14 protein-coding genes and 4 pseudogenes are annotated in these 19,503 nt (G+C 58.8%); 8 read left to right on the top strand and 10 right to left on the bottom strand.

All coding sequences use genetic code 11. The features are described 5' to 3' along the window. Positions 1–419: 419 nt before the first annotated feature. Positions 420–1,571, bottom strand: coding sequence for an IS110 family transposase (locus ACSQ36_RS46530; protein WP_120309550.1), 1,152 nt, complete (start codon positions 1,569–1,571; stop codon positions 420–422). A 247-nt stretch (positions 1,572–1,818) separates the two neighbouring features. On the opposite strand from ACSQ36_RS46530, the gene ACSQ36_RS46525 reads away from it, so the two are divergent. From ACSQ36_RS46525 to ACSQ36_RS46505, 5 genes are all read left to right on the top strand, one after another. Continuing rightward, positions 1,819–2,364 carry a helix-turn-helix domain-containing protein gene (locus tag ACSQ36_RS46525; RefSeq protein WP_436187552.1) on the top strand — a complete coding sequence of 182 codons (546 nt, stop codon included), beginning with the start codon at positions 1,819–1,821 and terminating at the stop codon, positions 2,362–2,364. Further along, the gene (locus tag ACSQ36_RS46520) at positions 2,364–2,876 is read left to right on the top strand and encodes an IS630 family transposase (RefSeq protein WP_436187551.1); all 513 of its coding nucleotides are present in this window, start codon (positions 2,364–2,366) and stop codon (positions 2,874–2,876) included. The genes ACSQ36_RS46525 and ACSQ36_RS46520 overlap by 1 nt, the downstream gene beginning before the upstream one ends. A gap of 415 nt (positions 2,877–3,291) precedes the next feature. Continuing rightward, entirely contained in the window at positions 3,292–4,035 is a 744-nt protein-coding gene (locus ACSQ36_RS46515; RefSeq protein WP_436187550.1) for a polysaccharide deacetylase family protein, read from the top strand. After that, a complete protein-coding gene (locus ACSQ36_RS46510; protein WP_436187549.1) occupies positions 4,032–5,297 on the top strand; it encodes a putative glycoside hydrolase in 1,266 nt (421 codons plus the stop codon). The genes ACSQ36_RS46515 and ACSQ36_RS46510 overlap by 4 nt, the downstream gene beginning before the upstream one ends. After that, positions 5,252–7,639 (top strand): serine hydrolase, encoded by a 2,388-nt coding sequence (locus ACSQ36_RS46505; protein ID WP_436187548.1) that lies wholly within the window; start codon positions 5,252–5,254, stop codon positions 7,637–7,639. Before ACSQ36_RS46510 ends, ACSQ36_RS46505 begins: the two co-directional genes overlap by 46 nt. Positions 7,640–7,685: 46 nt before the next feature. Here the strand turns inward: ACSQ36_RS46505 and fabI are convergent. From fabI to ACSQ36_RS46475, 6 genes and pseudogenes are all read right to left on the bottom strand, one after another. Beyond that, a pseudogene (fabI, locus tag ACSQ36_RS46500) lies at positions 7,686–8,447 on the bottom strand (enoyl-ACP reductase FabI). 8 nt (positions 8,448–8,455) lie between these two features. Beyond that, positions 8,456–9,492, bottom strand: a pseudogene (locus tag ACSQ36_RS46495) (acetate/propionate family kinase); the annotation flags it as partial. A gap of 1 nt (position 9,493) precedes the next feature. Further along, a pseudogene (locus ACSQ36_RS46490) lies at positions 9,494–10,747 on the bottom strand (bifunctional enoyl-CoA hydratase/phosphate acetyltransferase); the annotation flags it as partial. 8 nt (positions 10,748–10,755) lie between these two features. Beyond that, positions 10,756–12,509 (bottom strand): annotated as a pseudogene (locus ACSQ36_RS46485) (PHA/PHB synthase family protein). A gap of 208 nt (positions 12,510–12,717) precedes the next feature. Further along, entirely contained in the window at positions 12,718–13,026 is a 309-nt protein-coding gene (locus ACSQ36_RS46480) for a hypothetical protein (RefSeq protein ID WP_436187547.1), read from the bottom strand. Positions 13,027–13,412: 386 nt separating this feature from the next. Then, complete coding sequence (locus ACSQ36_RS46475) at positions 13,413–14,093, bottom strand: hypothetical protein (protein WP_436187546.1); 681 nt, start codon at positions 14,091–14,093, stop codon at positions 13,413–13,415. A gap of 538 nt (positions 14,094–14,631) precedes the next feature. On the opposite strand from ACSQ36_RS46475, the gene ACSQ36_RS46470 reads away from it, so the two are divergent. Together ACSQ36_RS46470 and ACSQ36_RS46465 are read left to right on the top strand one after the other, a co-directional pair. Continuing rightward, entirely contained in the window at positions 14,632–15,714 is a 1,083-nt protein-coding gene (locus ACSQ36_RS46470; protein WP_436187545.1) for an IS630 family transposase, read from the top strand. Between the two features lie 13 nt (positions 15,715–15,727). Then, complete coding sequence (locus tag ACSQ36_RS46465; RefSeq protein ID WP_436187544.1) at positions 15,728–16,024, top strand: hypothetical protein; 297 nt, start codon at positions 15,728–15,730, stop codon at positions 16,022–16,024. A gap of 69 nt (positions 16,025–16,093) precedes the next feature. On the opposite strand, the gene ACSQ36_RS46460 is transcribed toward ACSQ36_RS46465, so the two are convergent. From ACSQ36_RS46460 to ACSQ36_RS46450, 3 genes are all read right to left on the bottom strand, one after another. Then, positions 16,094–17,110 carry a CorA family divalent cation transporter gene (locus tag ACSQ36_RS46460; protein ID WP_436187543.1) on the bottom strand — a complete coding sequence of 339 codons (1,017 nt, stop codon included), beginning with the start codon at positions 17,108–17,110 and terminating at the stop codon, positions 16,094–16,096. A gap of 104 nt (positions 17,111–17,214) precedes the next feature. After that, positions 17,215–17,424: a ChaB family protein gene (locus ACSQ36_RS46455; RefSeq protein WP_436187542.1), complete on the bottom strand. Its 210-nt coding sequence runs from the start codon at positions 17,422–17,424 to the stop codon at positions 17,215–17,217. Between the two features lie 58 nt (positions 17,425–17,482). Then, positions 17,483–17,722, bottom strand: a complete 240-nt coding sequence (locus ACSQ36_RS46450; protein WP_436187541.1) for a hypothetical protein — start codon at positions 17,720–17,722, stop codon at positions 17,483–17,485. 785 nt (positions 17,723–18,507) lie between these two features. Between ACSQ36_RS46450 and ACSQ36_RS46445 the strand changes: the two genes are divergently transcribed. Beyond that, positions 18,508–19,263 carry an IS6 family transposase gene (locus ACSQ36_RS46445; RefSeq protein WP_436187540.1) on the top strand — a complete coding sequence of 252 codons (756 nt, stop codon included), beginning with the start codon at positions 18,508–18,510 and terminating at the stop codon, positions 19,261–19,263. Positions 19,264–19,503 lie beyond the last annotated feature (240 nt).

The raw sequence follows: 19,503 nt of genomic DNA, 5'->3' as shown, positions 1-19,503 counted from the left end.
TCTATGGGGCATTGAAAGTCAAGCCCTTGGTGATCTGTTTGCCGTGGGTCAGTTACCTCCTTTGAGGGTACTGCAAGTTGTCCACGGCCGACCAGCGGGTCGCCTGTCACGACCACGACGCTGGCCGGCGGTGGACAACTTGCACAGGCTAGGGTGCCTGATTCATATTCGGAGTCCTTCTTATAAAGCCAAACTTCAACACGAGTTAGGTCGGAGTGTTTGATGTCCGGGCAACCGCCCCCGGACTAACTTCTATCCGTGCCGGCGCCAGGCCGGTCACCTCATACCGCATGCGCACAGCGCTGGAACCACTCCGTTACCGACGCGCCCCATCTAGAACTACGGCTACCCGTCGGGTAACCCGTGTAGTGCCCGGGCGCGCTGACCTTCAAGTCCTGTCGTGGATCGAAATTCGCCGCTCAAACCGCAACTGCATCACTGCCGGGTGGCTTGAGTGTTGCCCCGAGCGGAATCTCACCATGCTCCAGATAGCGCCACAAGGCGATCGACAGACGGCGCGCAAGCGCCACTATGCCGATACGTCGCATGCGCTTGCCGCCTCCCGCGAAGCGCTCATTGAACCACTGGCTCAACTGGCTGCTCGGCTGGAAGCGCAACCAGCTCCATGCGAGTTCGACCATCAGCCATCGCGCCCGTTTGTTGCCGGCCTTGCTGATACCCTGCTCGACCTCACTGGTGCCGCTCGAATAAGGCGTGGGCGCCAGGCCTAGGCAGCCGGCGACTTCCCGGCGGTTGTGAAACTGCCGCCAGCCGAACAGTTCCTTGACCAGGGTCCACGCACTTCCGGTGCCGATACCCGCAAGCCTCGACAGCACCGCGATCGCGGGTTGCGCACCGCTGCGCACCTGACGCTCCTGCTGCGCTTCAAGCATCCTGATCTGCCTGGCGACAAGCGAGAGCCGCTCGAACTCGCGCTCAATCTCGGCCCGCAAACCCGGCAACAGTTGCCCGGCCTGCTGAGCCCACCACGGCGCCCACGTGCGCCCACCGATGCGCTCGACCCGCAAGTTGTGCAACACCAGCAGCGAACGGATCCGGTTGCTGTGGGCGGTGCGCTCTTGCCGCAGACGCCCGAGTTCCCGATGCACGCGCCGCTCATCTTCCTGCTCGGGGGTCGGGATCCGTGCGATCGCCCACACCCGCCGCTCACCTCCGTAGTAGCGCATCAGCATTGACAGCAGCTTGTCGCTGTCGAGCCGATCCGTCTTCGCGCGGCGTGCCCGCCGGTTCACTTCGATACTGGCCGGATCCACCACCAGGTTGACGATGCCTTGATCGCTCAGCCAGCGGTGCAACCAGAAACCGTCCCGTCCGGCCTCGTAGCAGCTGCGAACCGGGGCATCGGCTGCGAGGTGGCAGCGCGCCTTGGCCTTGGCGATCGCCATCAGGACCGCTGTCGCGTCGCCGGCCGCCACCGTACACCGGCTCGGCGCGCGCACCCCATCACCCAGTGACAGCTTCCAGCTCCTATCACCTAATTCGAAGGCGACATACAGCCGGCCGACGATCGTTGTATCTTGCCCTCGAAGGGCCGTGTTAAGCGCGTCCATTTGCGTGCTCCTTTCGAAAAACGAATGTCAGAATCCTCGTTTTACTCCAGGGAGCTTACTTTCGCTGGCCCCTTCCATAGTATCTAGGTTGCGATGCTCACTTTAGAAACATTCGCAGATCACCTATAGCGGGGATTACGCACCGATTTTCCGTGTATTTTCTCGCTGCTACCAGATGACCGGTGTTATTCAATTTCTAATTCAATAGTGTAATAATAAGCACGCCTTCCATGTAGAGGTGTGCGCGATGGTTCGTCAAGCGACAGGTGGTGAGGTTCTTGAGCGTGCAAAGAAGCTCATTGTCGAGGCCAGAACGGTGAATGAGTTGCGGCAGGCTCAAGCGGTACTGTTACCGCTCGAATTCGGTCTAACGCTCGCGCAGACTGCGCAAGCGATTGGCGTATCGGTCGGCTGGGCCTGTCAGTTGCGCCGGCGCTTCATCCTGGCTGACGGGATGCCCGAAGCTGACCATCCCAAGCCGGGCGGTCGACGCCGCGAGAATATGACGCGGGAAGAAGAAGCGAGCTTTCTTGCGCCCTTTTTCGAGAAGGCTAAGGTGGGCGGCATCCTCGTGGTCGGAGAGATCAAGCGGGCGCTGGATGAACGGCTGGGACGCAAAGTTGCCATGGCGTCCGCCTACAACCTGCTACACCGTCATGGCTGGCGCAAGCTGGCACCCGACAAGCGACACCCCAAAGCTGATGTGGCCGCCCAGGAAGCCTGGAAAAAAAACTCCCCGACATCCTCCTCGAAATCGACCGCGCGTGGCCGGGCCAAGGGCCGATCCGGCTGATGTTTCAGGACGAAGCGCGCTTCGGTCGCATCTCCGATACGCGGCGTTGCTGGTGTCCCAAACCGGTTCGTCCGTTGTGTCAGGCAATGGTGACGCAGGAGTACACCTACGCTTATGCGGCCGTCTCGGTGACCGATGGCGTGCTCGACTCGCTGATCCTGCCGCACGTCAACGGCGCCTGCATGCAGCTGTTTCTCGATGAGGTCTGCGCGCGCCATCCCGACGAGCGCATCGTGATGGTTCTCGACGGCGCCGGATGGCATCGGAGTGCTTCGCTCAGGCCGGCGCACAACCTGCGCCTGCTCACACTTCCGCCGTACTCGCCCGAGCTTAATCCCGTTGAACATCTCTGGGACGATCTGCGCGAAAAGTCCTTTCACAATCGCGTCTTCGACAGTATCGATGCGCTGCAACACCATCTGTGCGACTCGCTTCGCAACCTTGAACTGGATCATCAACGGGTTCGTTCCATTGTCGCGTGGCCATGGATCATTGATTCACTTTTGAATTAGAAATAAAATTAGAAGCCGCGAACGACGGGACGCCGGGGCAGTGGCATTTGATCTAAATCATGAGCGCAAGTGCAGCGAGGATGCAGCATTAACCAATCAAAGAACGCAACACCATCCACGGCGCACCCGATGCATCACAACATTCGCGAGAAGCAAATATGTCACCCACGCTGATGGGGCGCTCCATTGCGCATGAAACTGCCGTAGCAAATGCAACGCGGTTCTCTCTAAATGCCGATGCGACGCCGCACGTCATGCAGGCGCGTCATCTGCCCAGCCTTTGCAAGGTCGCGCCAGGGCAATTTGCCCTAGTCCTGCCCGCACGAGCGATCCGATGAACCGGGCGCTCAGTTTTCATCTGCTGCGAATGCTAGCGTTCGCTTGGTTGGTGGAGACATCCTTAGCACAAGCCTCAGTGACCGAGCCTCATGTCGTCATCCTCGTCTATCATCGATTTGCGCTTACCGCTCAAGATTCGATGACCGTCCGGACCGATACGTTTGAGGCGCAATTACAATCCTTACGTACGCACGGCTACCAGGTAGTTCCTCTGCGCGATGTCATCAAGTGGCTGAACGAGCCCACTGCGACGTTGCCGCCCAAGACCGCAGTGCTTACCGTGGATGACGGCCATCGTTCGGTGTTCGAGATACTACGGCCCATCGCAATCCGTAACCGCTTGCCCGTCACCTTGTTCGTTTATCCATCGGCTATTTCGAACGCGCCCTACGCTCTCACGTGGGATCAGCTACGCACACTCAAGCAGACCGGATTGTTCGACGTCCAGTCGCATACCTACTGGCATCCCAATTTCAAGATCGAGCGCAAGCGTCTGACGGCACCCGAGTTCATCCAGTTTGTTCATGCGCAACTGCAGCGGTCGCGAACGCGTATCGAGGCTGAGGTCGGTGGTCACGTCGACATGCTCGCGTGGCCGTTCGGCATCTACGACGATCAGCTTATGACGCTTGCTGCCAGCGACGGATATGTCGCTGCTTTCACACTGGATGGCTACGCTGTCAAAAGACCGTCCGCATTGCTGGCACTGCCGCGTTTTCTCATTATTGACGCGTATAACGCGAGCGCATTCGCGCGGCTGCTCGGCGAGACCGAAGGGCGATCGGTGCGTTCGGTAGCCACTTCGGAGCCGCGGCCATGAGGCGGCCAAGGGTTTTTTGGCAGACGGCCGCCACCACTCTTGCCGTCGTCGCGCTACTCGTCAGCTCAAGCGCCATGGCTGTGAGCGGCGTCGTGATCGATGCTACTACTCGATTGCCGGTTGCCGAGGCGATCGTCACCACCGCGTCGGGAACTATCCTGACGGGCCGCGACGGAAGCTTCACAGTGGAGCGTCCAGAAACAAGCATCGCGGCGCGCTCGCCCGGTTATCTGCGCACACGAGCCGCAGTCACGGGCGACGAACCGGTCACGCTCGTCCTTACCCCCTTTCGTCCGAAGGCGGTGTATTTATCCGTCTATGGCGTGACTAGCCCGTCCCTGCGAGAAGCGGCCGTCAACCTGCGCGACACAACGTCAATCAATGCGCTCGTCATCGATGTCAAAGGTGACCGTGGTCTTACGCCGTACCCAAGCGAGGCGCGCGAGGCGATCGGAGCCAACGCGCAAATCAAGACGCGTGCGCCCTTCGCAAGGGACCTCTCGGCAATACTCGCCGAGCTGCATCGAAAGAACTTTTATCTGATCGGGCGCATCGTGGTGTTCAAGGACGACCCACTTGCCGATGCACATCCTGGTTGGGCAGTTCACGACGCCGCCGGTCATCCCTGGCGTGACCGCGAAAAGCTACAATGGATGGACCCTTTTTCGCATGACGTCTGGAAACACAATCTTGACGTTGCGGAGGAAGCGGCACGCCTCGGCTTCGATGAGATCCAATTCGACTACGTGCGTTTCCCCGATGCCAGCGGCCTGCAGTTCGCGCTGCCGAACACACGCGCAAACCGGACCGCCGCGATTGTCGGCTTCCTGAAGGCGGCTCGTGAACGGCTCGCGCCCTATAACGTGTTTGTGGCGGCGGATATCTTTGGTTACGTCTGCTGGAATCTCGACGACACGGCTATCGGTCAGGACATCCAGACACTGGGCTCCGCGCTGGACTATATTTCACCGATGCTTTATCCCTCCGGCTTCACATGGGGCCTACCGGGCTGCACGAAGCCGGTCGACGATCCCGGCCAGATCGTGCGCCGCTCGCTCGCCGAAGCCCAGCGGCGCACCGGTCTTCCCGGCGTGCGCTTCCGGCCATGGCTGCAAGCGTTCAGGGACTACGCGTTCGATCACCGCGAATTCAATGCAGAGGCGATTCGCGCACAGACGCAAGCCGCCGACGCAGCCAGTACGGACGGATGGATGTTATGGAATCCTCGCAACCGGTACGACGCCAGCCAACTTCCGCGCTGATTCATCTGTGGCGCTGCGTGTTCGTCTGCGCGCTCGTGCTCACTGCGAGTGGCGTCCAGTGCGACGAGCTAGGCGCTGCCGCACGCGATCAACTCGATCTCATCGTAACGGCGCAGATTGAGGCAGGCAGGATCCCGGGCGCAGTGGTGGTGACGGGCGACACGCATGGCATATCGTATGAAAAAGCATATGGGCTGCGCGTCGCAGGGCAACGCCCCGAGGCAATGACCCTTGACACCGTATTCGACCTCGCGTCCCTTACCAAGGCAATTGCGACGACCACGGCAATCATGCAACTGGTCGAAGATGGACAACTGCAACTCGACGCGCCCGTCGCACGCTACTGGCCCGCGTTTGCTGCGAACCAAAAGCAACAAGTGACCGTGCGCGAACTGCTTGCGCATACCTCGGGCTTGCGCCCTGGCTTGCCTGTGCTGCCTGCTGCAGCGACACAGGCAAGCGTCTTGCGAGACATTGCCGCCGAGCGCCTGCACGCCAAACCCGGTACCCGCGCGATCTACAGTGATCTGAATTTCGTGATACTGGGCGAGCTCGTGCAGCGAATAACAGGCCGTCCGCTTGAGGGCTACTGTCGAACTCACCTATTCGATCCGCTCGGAATGGTCGACACCGGTTTTCTTCCTGACCGCGAACACGCCCTGCGAAGCGCTGCGACGACGGCCGACCGCGAAGGCATCCGCCGGGGCCGTGTTCACGATCCTCTCGCTTCCGCGATGGGCGGCGTGTCTGGTAACGCCGGTCTCTTCTCCACTGCCCGCGACCTCGCCCGGTTCGCGCAGATGATCTTGAATGGCGGGCGCGCTGGCGAGGTGCAGATATTGAAGACGTCGAGTGTCACGGCGCTTGCAACGCCCGCGTCGCCGACTTCAATGTTGCCGTTGCGGGGTCTGGGATGGGAATTGAGCGCCCCACTCGCTTCCAATCGGGACCGATTGCCTCCCGTCGGATCGATCGGTCACACGGGCTATACCGGCACTGGGATCTGGATCGATTTTATATCATACAAGTTTGCCATTATCCTCACGAACCGCGTGTATCCGGATGATCAGGGCGACGTCCGGCCGCTTCGTGAGCAGGTGCTGGCATTGCTGGCGAGCCGCGAGCCCGAGATCGATATCCGGGATATCGAACAGCGACTTCCATGGACCGCGCCCGCAATTGCCACGGCGTCCATCCTGCCCGTGTCGACCGGTCCGGTAAAAACAGGCATCGATGTCCTCGAGGAGCAGCAGTTCGCTCCGCTGTCGGGCCTGCGCATCGGATTGGTAACGAACCGCAGCGGGTTTGATGGCAATGGCAAACGTACGATTGACGTACTCGATCAAGCGCCGGGTGTAAAACTCACGGCATTATTTTCGCCGGAACATGGACTGGACACCGACAGCGACAAACGGATCGACGATGCACACGACGCAGCTACGGGACTCGCCGTGCACAGCCTTTATGGAAACAGCCAGCGCTTCTCGGATGCGTCACTCGAAGGGCTCGACGCGCTGGTTTTCGACATTCAGGACGCAGGGGGGCGCTTCTTCACTTACGAAACCACGCTTGGCTACGCACTTGAAGCCGCGGCACGCCGCAAGACTCCACTCTTTGTACTCGACCGGCCCGACCCGCTTGGTGCCGAGCGTTTCGGTGGACCTCTACTGGACTCAGGACACGAGTCGTTCACTGGCTTTTTCCCGTTGCCTCTGCTGCCCGGCATGACCGTCGGAGAACTTGCTGCGCTATTTAATCGAGAGAAATCTATTCGCGCGGACTTGAGAGTGATACCGATGAACGGGTATCGGCGCTCGATGCGCATAGCAGATACGGGGCTTGGCTGGGTGCCTTTGTCACCGAACCTGCGCACCACGTCCCAGCTCGATCTATACCCGGACGTCGCGCTACTCGAAGGCGCCAACGTAAGCGTGGGCCGCGGCACGCCGCATCCCTTCGAGTGGATCGGCGCACCCTGGATTGACGGTGTGCGCCTGGCTCAAGAGCTGAACGGCCTTGATACCGGAGCCCGCTTCGAGCCTGTCGACTTCGTGCCTACCGAGTCCGTTTATCGTGGCGAACTTTGCCACGGGGTCAGGATTGTTTCTCATGAACCGTCGCGACAACCGGCTCGCCTCGGACTGGCGCTGCTCTCCACGCTGTTCCGTCTGTATCCCCAAACCTTCGACCTCGAAGCCACGCGCGATGCCGTCGGCTCAACAGCGATATGGCAAGCTATCCGCCAAGGTGCGGATCGCGAAACCCTCGAAACGCTCGAGTCGGAACAGTTGGTCGGTTTCTCCGTGCTACGCGCGCGCTATCTGCGTTATCCGGGCGAATGACGTCACGCACATTCAACCCGACGCGCCGATGAAAACCGGGCGATCGTCAGGCCACCACGTGATAACCAGCGTCGGCGTAGATAGTCGAACCAGTGAGCGTCATGCCAGCATCGGTGGCTAGCAGGGCTGCGATACGCCCGATCTCCTCGATCGTGACAAGATGCTGCGCCGGCGTGCGCGCACGCACCTCGTCGAGCAGCACATCGAAATGATCCAGACCCGACGCTGCACGCGTCTTCACCGCGCCGGCGGAAATTGCGTGGACATGAACCCGCCGCGCCGCGAGATCGGCTGCCAGGTAACGCACGCTGCATTCGAGCGCCGCCTTGACCGGTCCCATCAGGTTGTAGTGATCGACGGCCCGTTCAGCGCCGTAGAAACTGACGGTCATGAGGCTGCCGCCATCGGTCATCAGCGGCAACGCCATCTTTGCCATGCGGATGAATGAATGGCAGGACACGTCCATCGCGAGCGCGAATCCCTCGGCAGAGCAATCGGCAAGGCTCGGGTGAAGGTCGTCAGCGGGCACGAAGGCGATCGAGTGGAGCACGAAGTCCAGTTTCCCCCACTCGCTCTTCATCCTCTCGAACACGGCTTCGAGCTCGCCCGGCCCACTGACATTACAGGGCATGATGAGCGCTGCCGGCAGAGTCTCGGCGACGGCGCGTACTTACGGTTCGGCCTTTTCGTTCAGTTAGGCGATCGCAAGGTCCACGCCGGCAAGTCGAAACAGGCGTGCGCAGCCGGTCGCAATGCTGTGTTCATTCGCAATGCCAACGACCAGACCGCGCTTGCTGGATAAATCGATGATGCCGTTCATACCGCTACTCCCTCGCTGCGAAGATTAGAATTGGCCTCGTTCGCGGTGATCTGCCCTTCGTCGGTCTCGAGCACCAGCACGTCAATGCGACTGCGGTCCGAATTGATCGCGCTTGCATTGTCCGCGTTCGCCCGGTGATCGATTTCGACGCCGAGCCACGCAAGGCGCTCACATATGGTCGCAGGGACGTCAGGCTGGTGTTCGCCGATCCCGGCGCAATCTAGGCCACCAAGGGTAGTGGCAAGCCGGGCTGCGTCACCCGCAATCCGAAACGCAAACAGTTCGAGCGCTTCGCGTGCCTCAGGCCGATTGCTAACACTCAACTCCCGGCTGTCCGCGCTCAATCCCGAGATCCCGAGTAATCCGGACTGTTCGTACAGGATCTTATCGATCTCGGCTGCGCTCAGGCCTTGTTGCCGAAGCGGATAAAGGACGACGCCAGCATCAAGCGCCCCGCATCGCGTAGCCATCGGAATGCCGTCGAGGGTCGAAAATCCGATGCTTGTATCACGGCTCGTGCCTGCGCTCATCGCACACAGGCTCGCGCCGCTGCCGAGGTGGGCGGCAATCACGTTGCGGTTGGCGATCTCGGGAAACTTGTGCACAAGGGACTCCGCGAGGAACCAGTACGAGAGGTCGTGGAAACCATAACGTTTAACGCCCCCGTCGAAGAAACGGCGCGGTAGTGCGAAGCGGTGCCGAAATCCGTTTGCGTGAGATGAAAGGCCGTGTCGAATGAGGCCGATTGCACGAGGTGGGGCCTCAAGTGTCGAATCGCACGAATCGGCCGCACGCTCTGCGGTTGGTGCAACGGCGCGAGCGGTATCAGTAATTCGATAGTGGCAAGCGTTTCGTTTGTTATCTCAACGGAGCCGGAAAACGTGTCGCGGCCGTGCACTACGCGGTGCCCCACCGAGACAACATCAGCCATCGGGGAATGTATCGCGAACCAGTTGAGCGTTTCATCCAGCACTTCGTGCAGGTCTTCGGTGACGGCCGATCGCAGCGAGATGTCGTGAACCGTGTCGCCGTTGATCGGCGCCTTCAAAGTACATCAGTTGTTCCGCAAGCATGTTGCCTGCTTCCAGGTCAGGTACGAGCAGGATGTCCGCCTGACCGGCGACTGCTGAAGCGATTTGTTGCGGCAAGGCTGATGGCGTTGTCGAAGGCTAGCGGGCCATCGACGAGCGCACCGCGAATCTGGCCGCATGCAGCCAACACGGTGAGAGCGGCCGCGTCCACCGTGGTTTCCATGCGCGGGTTGACGGTTTCGATTGCCGCAAGGACGGCGAGGCGCGGCTGCTCGATACCCAGCAAGTGCAGCAGGTCGATTGTGTCCTGACAGATATCGCGTTTCTGCTCGAGCGACGGTGTGACATTGACCGAGGCGTCCGTAATTAAAAGAGGCTTCGAATAGGCAGGTACGTCCATCGCATAGACGTGGCTGATCGGTCGCTCGGTCCGCAGGCCGGACGCCGGACTCACTATCACCGATAGTAATTCGTTCGCCTCCAGACTGCGCTTCATCAGAGCGGCGACCTTCCCCTCCGCTCCCAGTTCGACCGCGCGCGCAGCGGCTGCGTGGCTGTGTTCGACGGCCCCGATAGTCACTCCGTCCGGACTCACCTGAGCCAGCTCGGCAGCCGCGCATATCTTGGCCTCGGGTCCAATCAGGATTAGTTCGATGAGCCCTTCATCGCGGGCCTCGATGGCAGCCCTGATCGCATCGGCGGAACGCGGGTGTACGATCGCCACGCGCAGCGAAGGCAGCATCCGTGCTTCGCGAATGAATGTGTCATAGCGATCGTGGCTTCGCAAGGAAACATCCGGGCGTGCGATCCGCGGCCACACGATAGACTTGGCCGGCGCAATCACCGTTGCCATGCCTGTCAGCACTACGTCGCCGCGCTGGTTGGTGCCACGCGTATCAAGCAGCACAATTCGTTTGTCCGTGCGTTTTTCCTTGACGGTCACACTCGCAGTCACCACATCTCCGGGTACGACCGGATGTCGGAACCGCACGTCCTGATCCAAATATATCGTGCCCGGTCCAGGCCGTCTCGTGCCCAGCAACGCAGAGATCAGTCCTGCTGTCCACATGCCCTGCACAACGACATGACCGAACGTATCGTTCGGCGAAGGCTGCGTTCAGGTGCGCCCGATTAACGTCCCCCGACATCGCGGCGAACAGTTGTATGTCGTCCTGGCCGGCCGTACGCACAAGCGATGATGATTCCCCCAATCGCAAGCTCCTCGAAGGTGCGGTCGTGAAGGAGATTGTCGTCCATGAATACCCTCAATCCTGAAGCACATAGGTGCCGGGCGCATCTGGCAGGGATGCAAGGTCTTGCGCGTGCGGCCCCACATGCGGTGGCGCGACGGTTTTAGCACTTGATTGGGCGGCGAGCCAGTCGGTCCATGCGGGCCACCATGAACCGTTCCGCAATTTCACGCCTTCAACCCATTCATCGGGCCCGATTCGAAGGCCTGTGGCCGCCGTGTATTCAATCCTGAACTGGCGGTTGGCGTGGCCCAGCTCGCCGACGATGCCTGCGTTGTGGCCCCCGCTCGTGAGGACGAACGTGATGTTGGTACCGGACAGGTAATGGATCGTGTACACCGAGCGCCACGGAGCGATATGGTCGCGATCCGTGCCGACCACAAACATGGGTGCACGAATATTGCGCAACGAGATCGACCGTCCATCAACCTGATAACGGCTTGCGGCAAGGTCGTTGTCGAGAAACAGTTGCCGCAGGTATTCCGAGTGCATCCGATACGGCATGCGGGTTGAGTCGGCATTCCACGCCATCAGGTCGAACATAGGCGTCCGCTCGCCCAGCATGTAGTCGTGAATGACGCGAGACCAAACCAGGTCATTTGACTCCAGCATCTGAAATGCGCCCGACATCTGACTTGCATCGAGATAGCCTTTTGACCACATCATACTTTCAATGAAGTAGACTTCGCTGTCGTCGATGAACAGTTGTAGCTCGCCGGGTTCCGTGAAATCCGTTTGCGCGGCAAAGAGCGACACCGAGGCAAGCCGTTCGTCGCCGGCACCCGCCATTGCTGCCGCCGCAATCGACAATAGCGTACCACCAAGGCAATACCCTGTTGCATGGACCCGCCGCTCCGGCACGATCTCATTGATGCTGTCGAGCGCGGCCATGACCCCGAGCGTGCGGTAGTTCTCGAGGCTCAGATTCCGGTCTTCAGCCCCGACGTTGCGCCACGAAATACAGAACACCGTGTAGCCCTGTGCGACCAGGAAGCGGATCAACGAATTGTGCGGCGAGAGATCGAGGACGTAGTATTTCATGATCCACGCGGGCACGATTAAAATGGGCTCGGCGATCACCTGTTCAGTGGCAGGGCTGTACTGAATGAGTTCGATCAGATGGCTGCCAAAGACCACCTTCCCCGGGGTCACCGCAAGAGCTGCACCAACCTTGAACTGATCGACACCCGCGGGCGTTTCGCCGCCCGCCTGAAGGCGCGCGTCCTCGAGCATGTTGCGCACGCCCTGCAGGAGATTACCGCCTAGCGTAGCTGTGGTTCGTTCGATGACCTCGGGGTTGGTGAATGGCGAATTCGTCGGCGAGACCATGTCAAGCAACTGACGTGCACCGAAGCCGACGACGTTTTCGTGATGCTTGGTCGCACCCGGCACGTCATGAGTGGCAGCTTGCCACCATTGCTCCGTAAGGAGGAACATCTGGGACGATAGCCTATAGGGCTCGGTCTGCCACGCGTCGGCGCGAAATCGATGATCCACGGGCGCAGGCTCCGCCATCGGCAAGGAAGCGCCGCCTGTCAACCACCGGAGCATAAATCACGTATTTCGCGACCGTTCGCAGCGTACAGCGAGGCAAGCTCCGCCCGCTTTCCTGGTGCAACCGCGAGATGGATAAACCAGTCAGCGACGGCCAGCGATAGCGCCGCAGGGGACAAACCGCCAGTGAGACGGGCTATGGCAGCCTCTTTCGTATGATCCAGTGCACGAAAGGGGCTGCAGGAAGTAAGGGCAACCGATTGCGCAAGGGACATGCGATCGTCTTTGGCATCGGTCTCGAAACGGATATCCATTGGCGATTCCTTTGATGGTAATTTGCCCGAAAGCTGCGACGGAGCCGACTTCCGGAGCCCGGCTAGCTCGGTCGCGTTGACCTGCGGTCTTCGTATCCGGTGAAGCCGCGCCGACAAGCAAGGCTCAATGCTTTTAGTCCGCGAAATATCAGATCGCGCAGCATTCGTGTTACGGCGAGACGCGCGTTGCTTCGCGTCGATGCAAATGTCGTTGCCGCTGCGCGACGCCCCCCTCCCTCCGGCGATACGCGATACTTATGGCCGTCGCCAGCATGAAGATTGTCCAGACCACTACAAGTGACAGCACGGCTACGTAGCCAATGAGCTGCCCGAATTCGTCGATACGGTCCTGCATAACCGATGCCACATAAGGGCCTGCGTCATCCGTTGCGTCTGAGAACGTTGCGCGATAAAGAAAAAAAGATCGGCAGATATCGTTGTTCGGCAGAGATGCCGACAGCAGTGAGCCGGCTGCCATGGATCGCACCTCGGCGCACGCGGGCGACGTCATTCCGGCCGTGATCGCTGTGTCAATCGGGTGATCAGCGGTCGAGCCGGCCCACGTTATACCGATTGCGAGCAATGCACTCAGGGCGGTTGCTTGTGCTAATCTGAGTAACCACGGATACCGATTACCTTTGTATATGCGGTCCATTGCGCTGCTCCGTCGTCTTGTCCTGAGGACATTCCAAGCAGCAGAATAGCGTTGAGATCCCCCGCCGAAGTTGAGCTATGTCAATGCACGACTACACGCTTTTTGGCCTGTGCGTACGCTGCCGCAAGCACAACGCCGCCGACGCTCGTCACAGTAGTGCCAGGGCCCGCCAACTGAGCCGATCGGCTTAGGCCGCGGCAGCACCGGTCTCAATCCAGCGGAGACTCGCCAGGAACATTCGGTCTGTCGGAATCCTTCGATAACGCCGCGCGGAATTCAGAAAGCCGTTGCTGATAGCTCTCGGCGTCTCCGTAGCGAATGAATTGCTCATATCTCGCGTGACTTCCAAGCACCCGGTTAGCATGCTTTATGGGACACCAATATTGCTCGGTGCGAGCTGCAATCTCGGTGCCGTAAGCAATGATTCCATTCGCATAGGCGCAATATAGGCAATTAAATTTCTCCATGAAATTCAGATACCCTAAATGCCATCTATCGGTGGCGATATAGTCCGAACGTTTGACTTTCTTGATCCTATACACGGGAAAACAGATAATTTGATAGACGGTGAGACCCAGATCGAATATCAGAAGCGGCACGATCAACCCGTAGATCACCGGCGCGACCAGGATCGTGGACGGACGACTCTTGCAGATCCAGCGAAATAGTCCTGTCTTCGACGCGCGATGCGACGCGCTTACAGAAGCGTCAAACTCGATTCGCTTGCCGTTGACGTGATAGAAGAGAGGGACCTCCGTTTCATGCAGCGTTGTCTTCAGTTCGTCTTCCAGAGCGCTTATTCGAGCCAGCAGGTGACGTACTTTCTCATTCACAAAACCTCCACGGCTGTTAGTCACACTTGCTCCCCATGGAGCGTGCGTCGACGTCAAGGCAATCACCACTATCGGGCAGCCTCATCCGATGCTTCGCCGCGCGCGTCGTCCCTATGAACAATACAACAAGACATGCGCCAGCATGTGGATCTGACGGACACCGAGCCCATTTGGGAACCCATGGAGGGTTGTATCGAAAGATCGACGAATTGATTGATATGCGCAAGCACTCCAAAACACTCGAGGCTCCACGGATGTCAAGCATCTTTTGACAAACGTAAAGTAAGCGAGCCCCTTTCAGCCTGCATGATATGTTTGTCTTCAGGATCTGCGCTTGGCGTTTGTCACACGGTTTGCGACGACAGACATCGGCGAACCGTTCCCACGTCACTCCATATAACAGACTAAGGGGCCGAAACCACCCTCCCAACTTCTGATATCGACTGGCTCTATCCCACCCCATTTACTTCTCCCGGTTTTCGTAAGGGCGAATATTCTCAACCTCCGACAAGGTCAATATTTTTCGAGTTGGCATGACTAGTACAACATCCCGTAAATAAGTTGAATATTTAATGGCCTCGTTTATCATGGCAGGATGAGCCAAGGCCGTCATGCAACGCCAGTGAAGCTGGCGAAGAAAGAAAGACAGGAACTGTTATCGCTGATCAGGCGCAAGACTGCCCCTCAGCGAGATGTGATGCGTGCGCGCCTCGCGTTATTGGCTCATGAGGGTCACTCGAATACAGCGATTGCGCAGGAACTGGGCGTGTCCGTGCAAACGGTCTGCCTGTGGCGCAAGCGCATTGCGCGGCAAGGTGTGCAAGGAATTCGAGAAGGTGAGCGCAGTGGTCGTCCTGCGCGCATCACGCAGGAAACGCGACTGCAGTTGATCGCGCTGGCGTGTGAAGCGCAGGAAGCTGAGGGACGGGTCACACCGACGCTTGACGAGATTGTGGTGCGTGCCGTGGAGCGTGGCATTGTCGGGCAAATCAGCCGCAGCCATGTACAGCGTATTTTGCAAGCCGGCGACATACGCCCGCACCGGGTCCAACAATGGCTTCACAGTCCGGATCCGGCCTTTCGCGAGAAGGTCAATGTGATTTGCAAACTGTATCGCCGCACACCCAGGAACGCGGTCGTGCTGAGTATCGACGAGAAAACCGGCATTCAGGCCATCGAGCGCAAGCATCCGGGACGCGCGCCCGGACCGGGACGGCTGCGTCGTCGTGAGTTTGAATATATCCATCATGGCACCCAGGCGTTGATTGCCGCGCTCGATGTTCATACTGGACAGGTGCTGGGCAGCTGTCGCGACCGGCGCACGCAGGACGATCTGGTGGCCTTCATGGAGAGCGTGGCGCACGCGTACCCTGGCAAACAGGTGCATGTCATCTGGGATAATCTGAATACGCATCGCGCCCAGGCCGTGTGGCAGGCATTCAACGCGAGGCACGGTAAGCGGTTTCACTTCCACTTCACCCCTTTGCACGCGAGCTGGGTCAATCAGATCGAACTATGGTTTGCCCTCTACACCCGCCGTGTGCTTCGCCATGCCAGCCACACCAGCACCGCGCGTCTGCGCGAGCGCACCGAGCAGTTTATCCGCGAGCGCAATCAGACAGCGCACCCCTTCAAATGGAGTTTCCGGGGCTATCCGTTGCAAACCGGCACATCGTAATCGAGGGACCGTCATGGGCGCCTTACCCACCAAACACTGCGCTTCAAAACTACAGCGTCAATTGCGCGCCCTGTTGGGCCATGATCAGATCGTTACGCAAGCCTACGGGCGTCACCTGCTAATCAAACGTCTGGACGATCAGGATCCGATTGTTGTGGCTCGCCTGACCGAACTCGGCCGCAACCTTTATGGTGCAGCCTTTCGCAGCCATAGCGGGAGATGGGAACCTTTGCCGGGCTCAGGGCCGCTCGACGAGATGGCTCAATTGGTCGTCACGCTCCTGGCGCCCTATTTGCAGCCAGATAATTAGTAAACATATTTACGGGATGTTGTACTAGCTTGGCCGGTCCCGACTGCATCCGGCGGAATGCTGACGGCGTCAATCGTGTCTTCGCCGGAAAATGAGCCATGCAGCCAAGCTTGTCAGGGCCGCCGACATTATGGATACGATCCAGAACCCTTTGTTGTCGTACCTTAAGGGAAGGCCACCGACGTTCATACCCATCAAACCGGCGATAAGGTTGGTGGGTAAAGCGATTACGGTCACGGCCGTCAGAATCAATACGCTGCGGTTGGTGTGCTCCCCTACTCTGTCGGCAATGTCCTCTTCCAGCATCTCGATCCGCTCTTGAAGACCCGCCATGTCGCGCAGAGTCAGGGAAAACTCTTCGGCGGACTGCCTCAGCGACTGGGCGTCATCTTCCTTTACCCAATGCGGTGGCCGGTTGACAAGACGAAACAGAGCGCCGGGCTCCGGCGCTAGGAGGCGGCGCAAGCGCACCAGATCTCGGCGAATGCCGCCGAGGCTGGAGCGCGTGGGTAATTTGCCGGTGAGCAGCATCTCTTCAACATTGTTGGCGGTTTGGGCGGAGCTCCGGACGATGCCGAGCAGCGCATCCGCTTGCTGTTGCAGCAGGTAGATCAGGAGCCCCATAGGGCTATGAAAGGCCTCCCCTCGCTCAATAGCCACCCGTAACTGGTCGACCGAACGCAGGGGAAGGCTGCGCACGCTCAGAAGACAGCGAGCGCTTGCATTTAGCCATAACGTTGCGACTTTAAGAGGCTTTTTCCGCTCGAAGTCGTAATCGACCTCATTGACTACGGCAATGAGGTTCTTTTGCACATGTTCAATACGAGTAGAGCGAGAAGCCTCTTTAAGAGTGTCGCCGAATGCCTCCGGCAGTTCAACATGCTCTAACGGCCAGCCGTCCAGGACGGTCGGGATATCGTGAAACTGCAGCCAAATGAATTCCTCGCCCGCGCCGTCCTGATGCTTCAGCCACTCGATGGCCGCTTTTGAATCGATCTTGCGGCCCAGGCCGCCCGTGGAAAACAAGTAACCATGGTCGAGCGGCAAGTGGTCCGGGTGCTGCGCTGATGGCGATTCTGTGGCCATTCCAAGTTCCTTCCAATCAGTTGCTACCGTGCTCGCATTTGACGCCTACCGTGTCCCACCCAAAGCCCGTCAATGGCTTTAAAGGCAGATATTCGCTTCAAGGATCAATCCCGCTGTATCCAGACTTCGCGGTCCTTGATGTAGAAGCGCTTTACGGCTGCCCAGGCAATCCGGTGAGCGATTTCCTCCTGGTGCGGATCGCCAGCATGCGCCGCATATGCGTGGTTGAAGGCGCCACGATAGATGTCTTGCCCGTGTAGCGGCAGATGGCCACGCACGGAAGCAGGTAGATCGACATCGAACCGGTAGGGCATAAGTCTTCCAAACGAGATTCATCCTTACCGCGTCGAGCGTCGGCAAAAATCGCCGTTCCTATTTTTCAGAAATGGCCTCTACATTGGCAAGCGCGGAACTCCTTTGGAAATCCCTCGGGTGAGCATAGCCAATGCCGAAGAATCTAAGACGCGTCCATTCAAACCGCGACAGCAGACCACGCATACCGACAAGCTGGACAACCTTCATGCGGTAACGGGGATGCAGGCACACAATCGTCAAAACAATGAAAGCGCCAGGCAACATAAGGAGGCTGAAAAATATGAGGCGTTTTGACATGCTGTGCTCCTATGTCGCGCGTACCGGGAAGCAGTCAGCTTAGGTGTCGGGCACACATGGACGCTTGATTTGGGTCAATCGACCCGTCGCCCGCATATCGATGCAGCGTGGATCCGACACTTGCCTGCGGATGCGACGCAGCCGCCCTTCACGGATCGGGCTTGCCGCGACGTGGTGGAAACTCCCGATGCTCGTCGAGCGCGCTGCTCCACACTGACGAAAAATTCCAGTGAGCCTCTTGAATCAAAATGTCGGCGATAACTAGCAGCCTCTCCGACGCCATTCTCGGAGGAAATTGACCATACCAAGTAGATGCTGAAGTTCAGCCGGGTTTCATCGCTGGTATGTTCCTGATCGTTGACTTACATCAAGTCCGAGATGGGCAACCGCGCCGATGCTTTTCAGGCATAGATACCTCAACACTCGTTTCTTGTCACGCAGCGGCCGCCGCCATGAAAACCTGTTCGGGTTCGTATAAAGTCCCCTGCCACTTCATCCAAGAGCATGCTCAACTGCTTCCACGAGTATAAAGACGGCACTTAAGATAGACCCACGGATAGATTAATATATTTAGCATATCTATCTGTTACTTGCTTAATTTCCAGCGAATCAATGCCGTGTGCTCAGACCGGGAAATCGGACCATGAACTCTCTGAATACCAAGTATGGATGGCACGCTCTCTCCGTCGTCTTCGCTCGACTCCGAGGTGCTTCACCCAAGATAGCTCAGGACGGTATTGTCACGTTGTTGGCGTGTTGCCGGAAATGCAGCGACAATTGCCTGTATGAAACGACCCGACTTGCAGCAAAGCGCACCTGCCAACGACGCTATCTCCTACTCGGGATACCGCTTCCCGCCCGACGTGATCAGCTACGCGGTGTGGCTGTACTACCGTTTTCCGCTGAGTCTGCGCATGGTCGAGGAGTTGCTGGCGGCTCGTGGCATTGAACTCACTTACGAGACGGTGCGACGCTGGTCGGTGACGTTCGGCCTGGGTATCGCCCGACGCATTCGCTCTACTGCGCTAGCCCGAGGTGACAAGTGGCACCTCGACGAAGTAGTAGTCACCATCAAAGGCAGGAAACACTGGCTGTGGCGCGCGGTGGACCAGCACGGTGCGGTGCTCGACGTTCTGGTGCAAAGCCCGCGCGACAGGCATGCGACCAAACGGCTCATGCGAAAGCTGCTCAGCAAGCAAGGACGCGCACCGCGCGTTCTGATCACCGACAAGCTCAGGAGCTACGCTGCGGCAAACCGTGACTTGGGATTGAACGTGGAACATCGACAGCACAAAGGGCTGAACAACCGGGCGGAGAACTCGCATCAGCCAACGCGGGTGCGCGAGAAGGTGATGCGCCGTTTCAAATCAGCGCGTCACTTGCAGCGATTCACGTCGGTCCATGATCAGGTGGCAAACCTGTTCATGCACTGCCGCTACAACACGAACGCGCAAGAGAAGCGGTCGGCACGCACCCAGGCCTTCGAGGCGTGGGAGGGCGTGACCGGGCATTCGATGTTGGATCGTCTTGCGGCTAGATGAGGAATACTTACGTTATGTGACTTCGCTCGCGCGACCTTCAACAACGTGACAGTACCGGTTAAAACACTGCTTGCCTAGAGTTATCCGATGGGAACGGAAATGCCCAAAGATATGACCGATGCTGGATACGGAACAGCGTAGGCCAAATTAAATGTGTCACCGACGGAGCCTCGAAATATCGGGCCGATGCGCCGTTGCAGTGACATTTTTGCTTACAGTCCGAACGAAATAAAAGCGTCA

Source organism: Caballeronia sp. LjRoot34 (assembly GCF_964253815.1).
GTDB lineage: Bacteria > Pseudomonadota > Gammaproteobacteria > Burkholderiales > Burkholderiaceae > Caballeronia.
Note: the sequence above shows the minus strand (reverse complement) of the source record. Positions and strands in the feature narration are given on the sequence as shown.

Coding starts and splice junctions, on each gene's coding strand:
- ACSQ36_RS46530 (WP_120309550.1), bottom strand. CDS start 1,571: ATGGACGCGCTTAACACGGCCCTTCGAGGGCAAGATACAACGATCGTC.
- ACSQ36_RS46525 (WP_436187552.1), top strand. CDS start 1,819: ATGGTTCGTCAAGCGACAGGTGGTGAGGTTCTTGAGCGTGCAAAGAAG.
- ACSQ36_RS46520 (WP_436187551.1), top strand. CDS start 2,364: ATGTTTCAGGACGAAGCGCGCTTCGGTCGCATCTCCGATACGCGGCGT.
- ACSQ36_RS46510 (WP_436187549.1), top strand. CDS start 4,032: ATGAGGCGGCCAAGGGTTTTTTGGCAGACGGCCGCCACCACTCTTGCC.
- ACSQ36_RS46505 (WP_436187548.1), top strand. CDS start 5,252: ATGGAATCCTCGCAACCGGTACGACGCCAGCCAACTTCCGCGCTGATT.
- ACSQ36_RS46480 (WP_436187547.1), bottom strand. CDS start 13,026: ATGGCAGCCGGCTCACTGCTGTCGGCATCTCTGCCGAACAACGATATC.
- ACSQ36_RS46470 (WP_436187545.1), top strand. CDS start 14,632: ATGAGCCAAGGCCGTCATGCAACGCCAGTGAAGCTGGCGAAGAAAGAA.
- ACSQ36_RS46465 (WP_436187544.1), top strand. CDS start 15,728: ATGGGCGCCTTACCCACCAAACACTGCGCTTCAAAACTACAGCGTCAA.
- ACSQ36_RS46460 (WP_436187543.1), bottom strand. CDS start 17,110: ATGGCCACAGAATCGCCATCAGCGCAGCACCCGGACCACTTGCCGCTC.
- ACSQ36_RS46455 (WP_436187542.1), bottom strand. CDS start 17,424: ATGCCCTACCGGTTCGATGTCGATCTACCTGCTTCCGTGCGTGGCCAT.
- ACSQ36_RS46450 (WP_436187541.1), bottom strand. CDS start 17,722: ATGTCAAAACGCCTCATATTTTTCAGCCTCCTTATGTTGCCTGGCGCT.
- ACSQ36_RS46445 (WP_436187540.1), top strand. CDS start 18,508: ATGAAACGACCCGACTTGCAGCAAAGCGCACCTGCCAACGACGCTATC.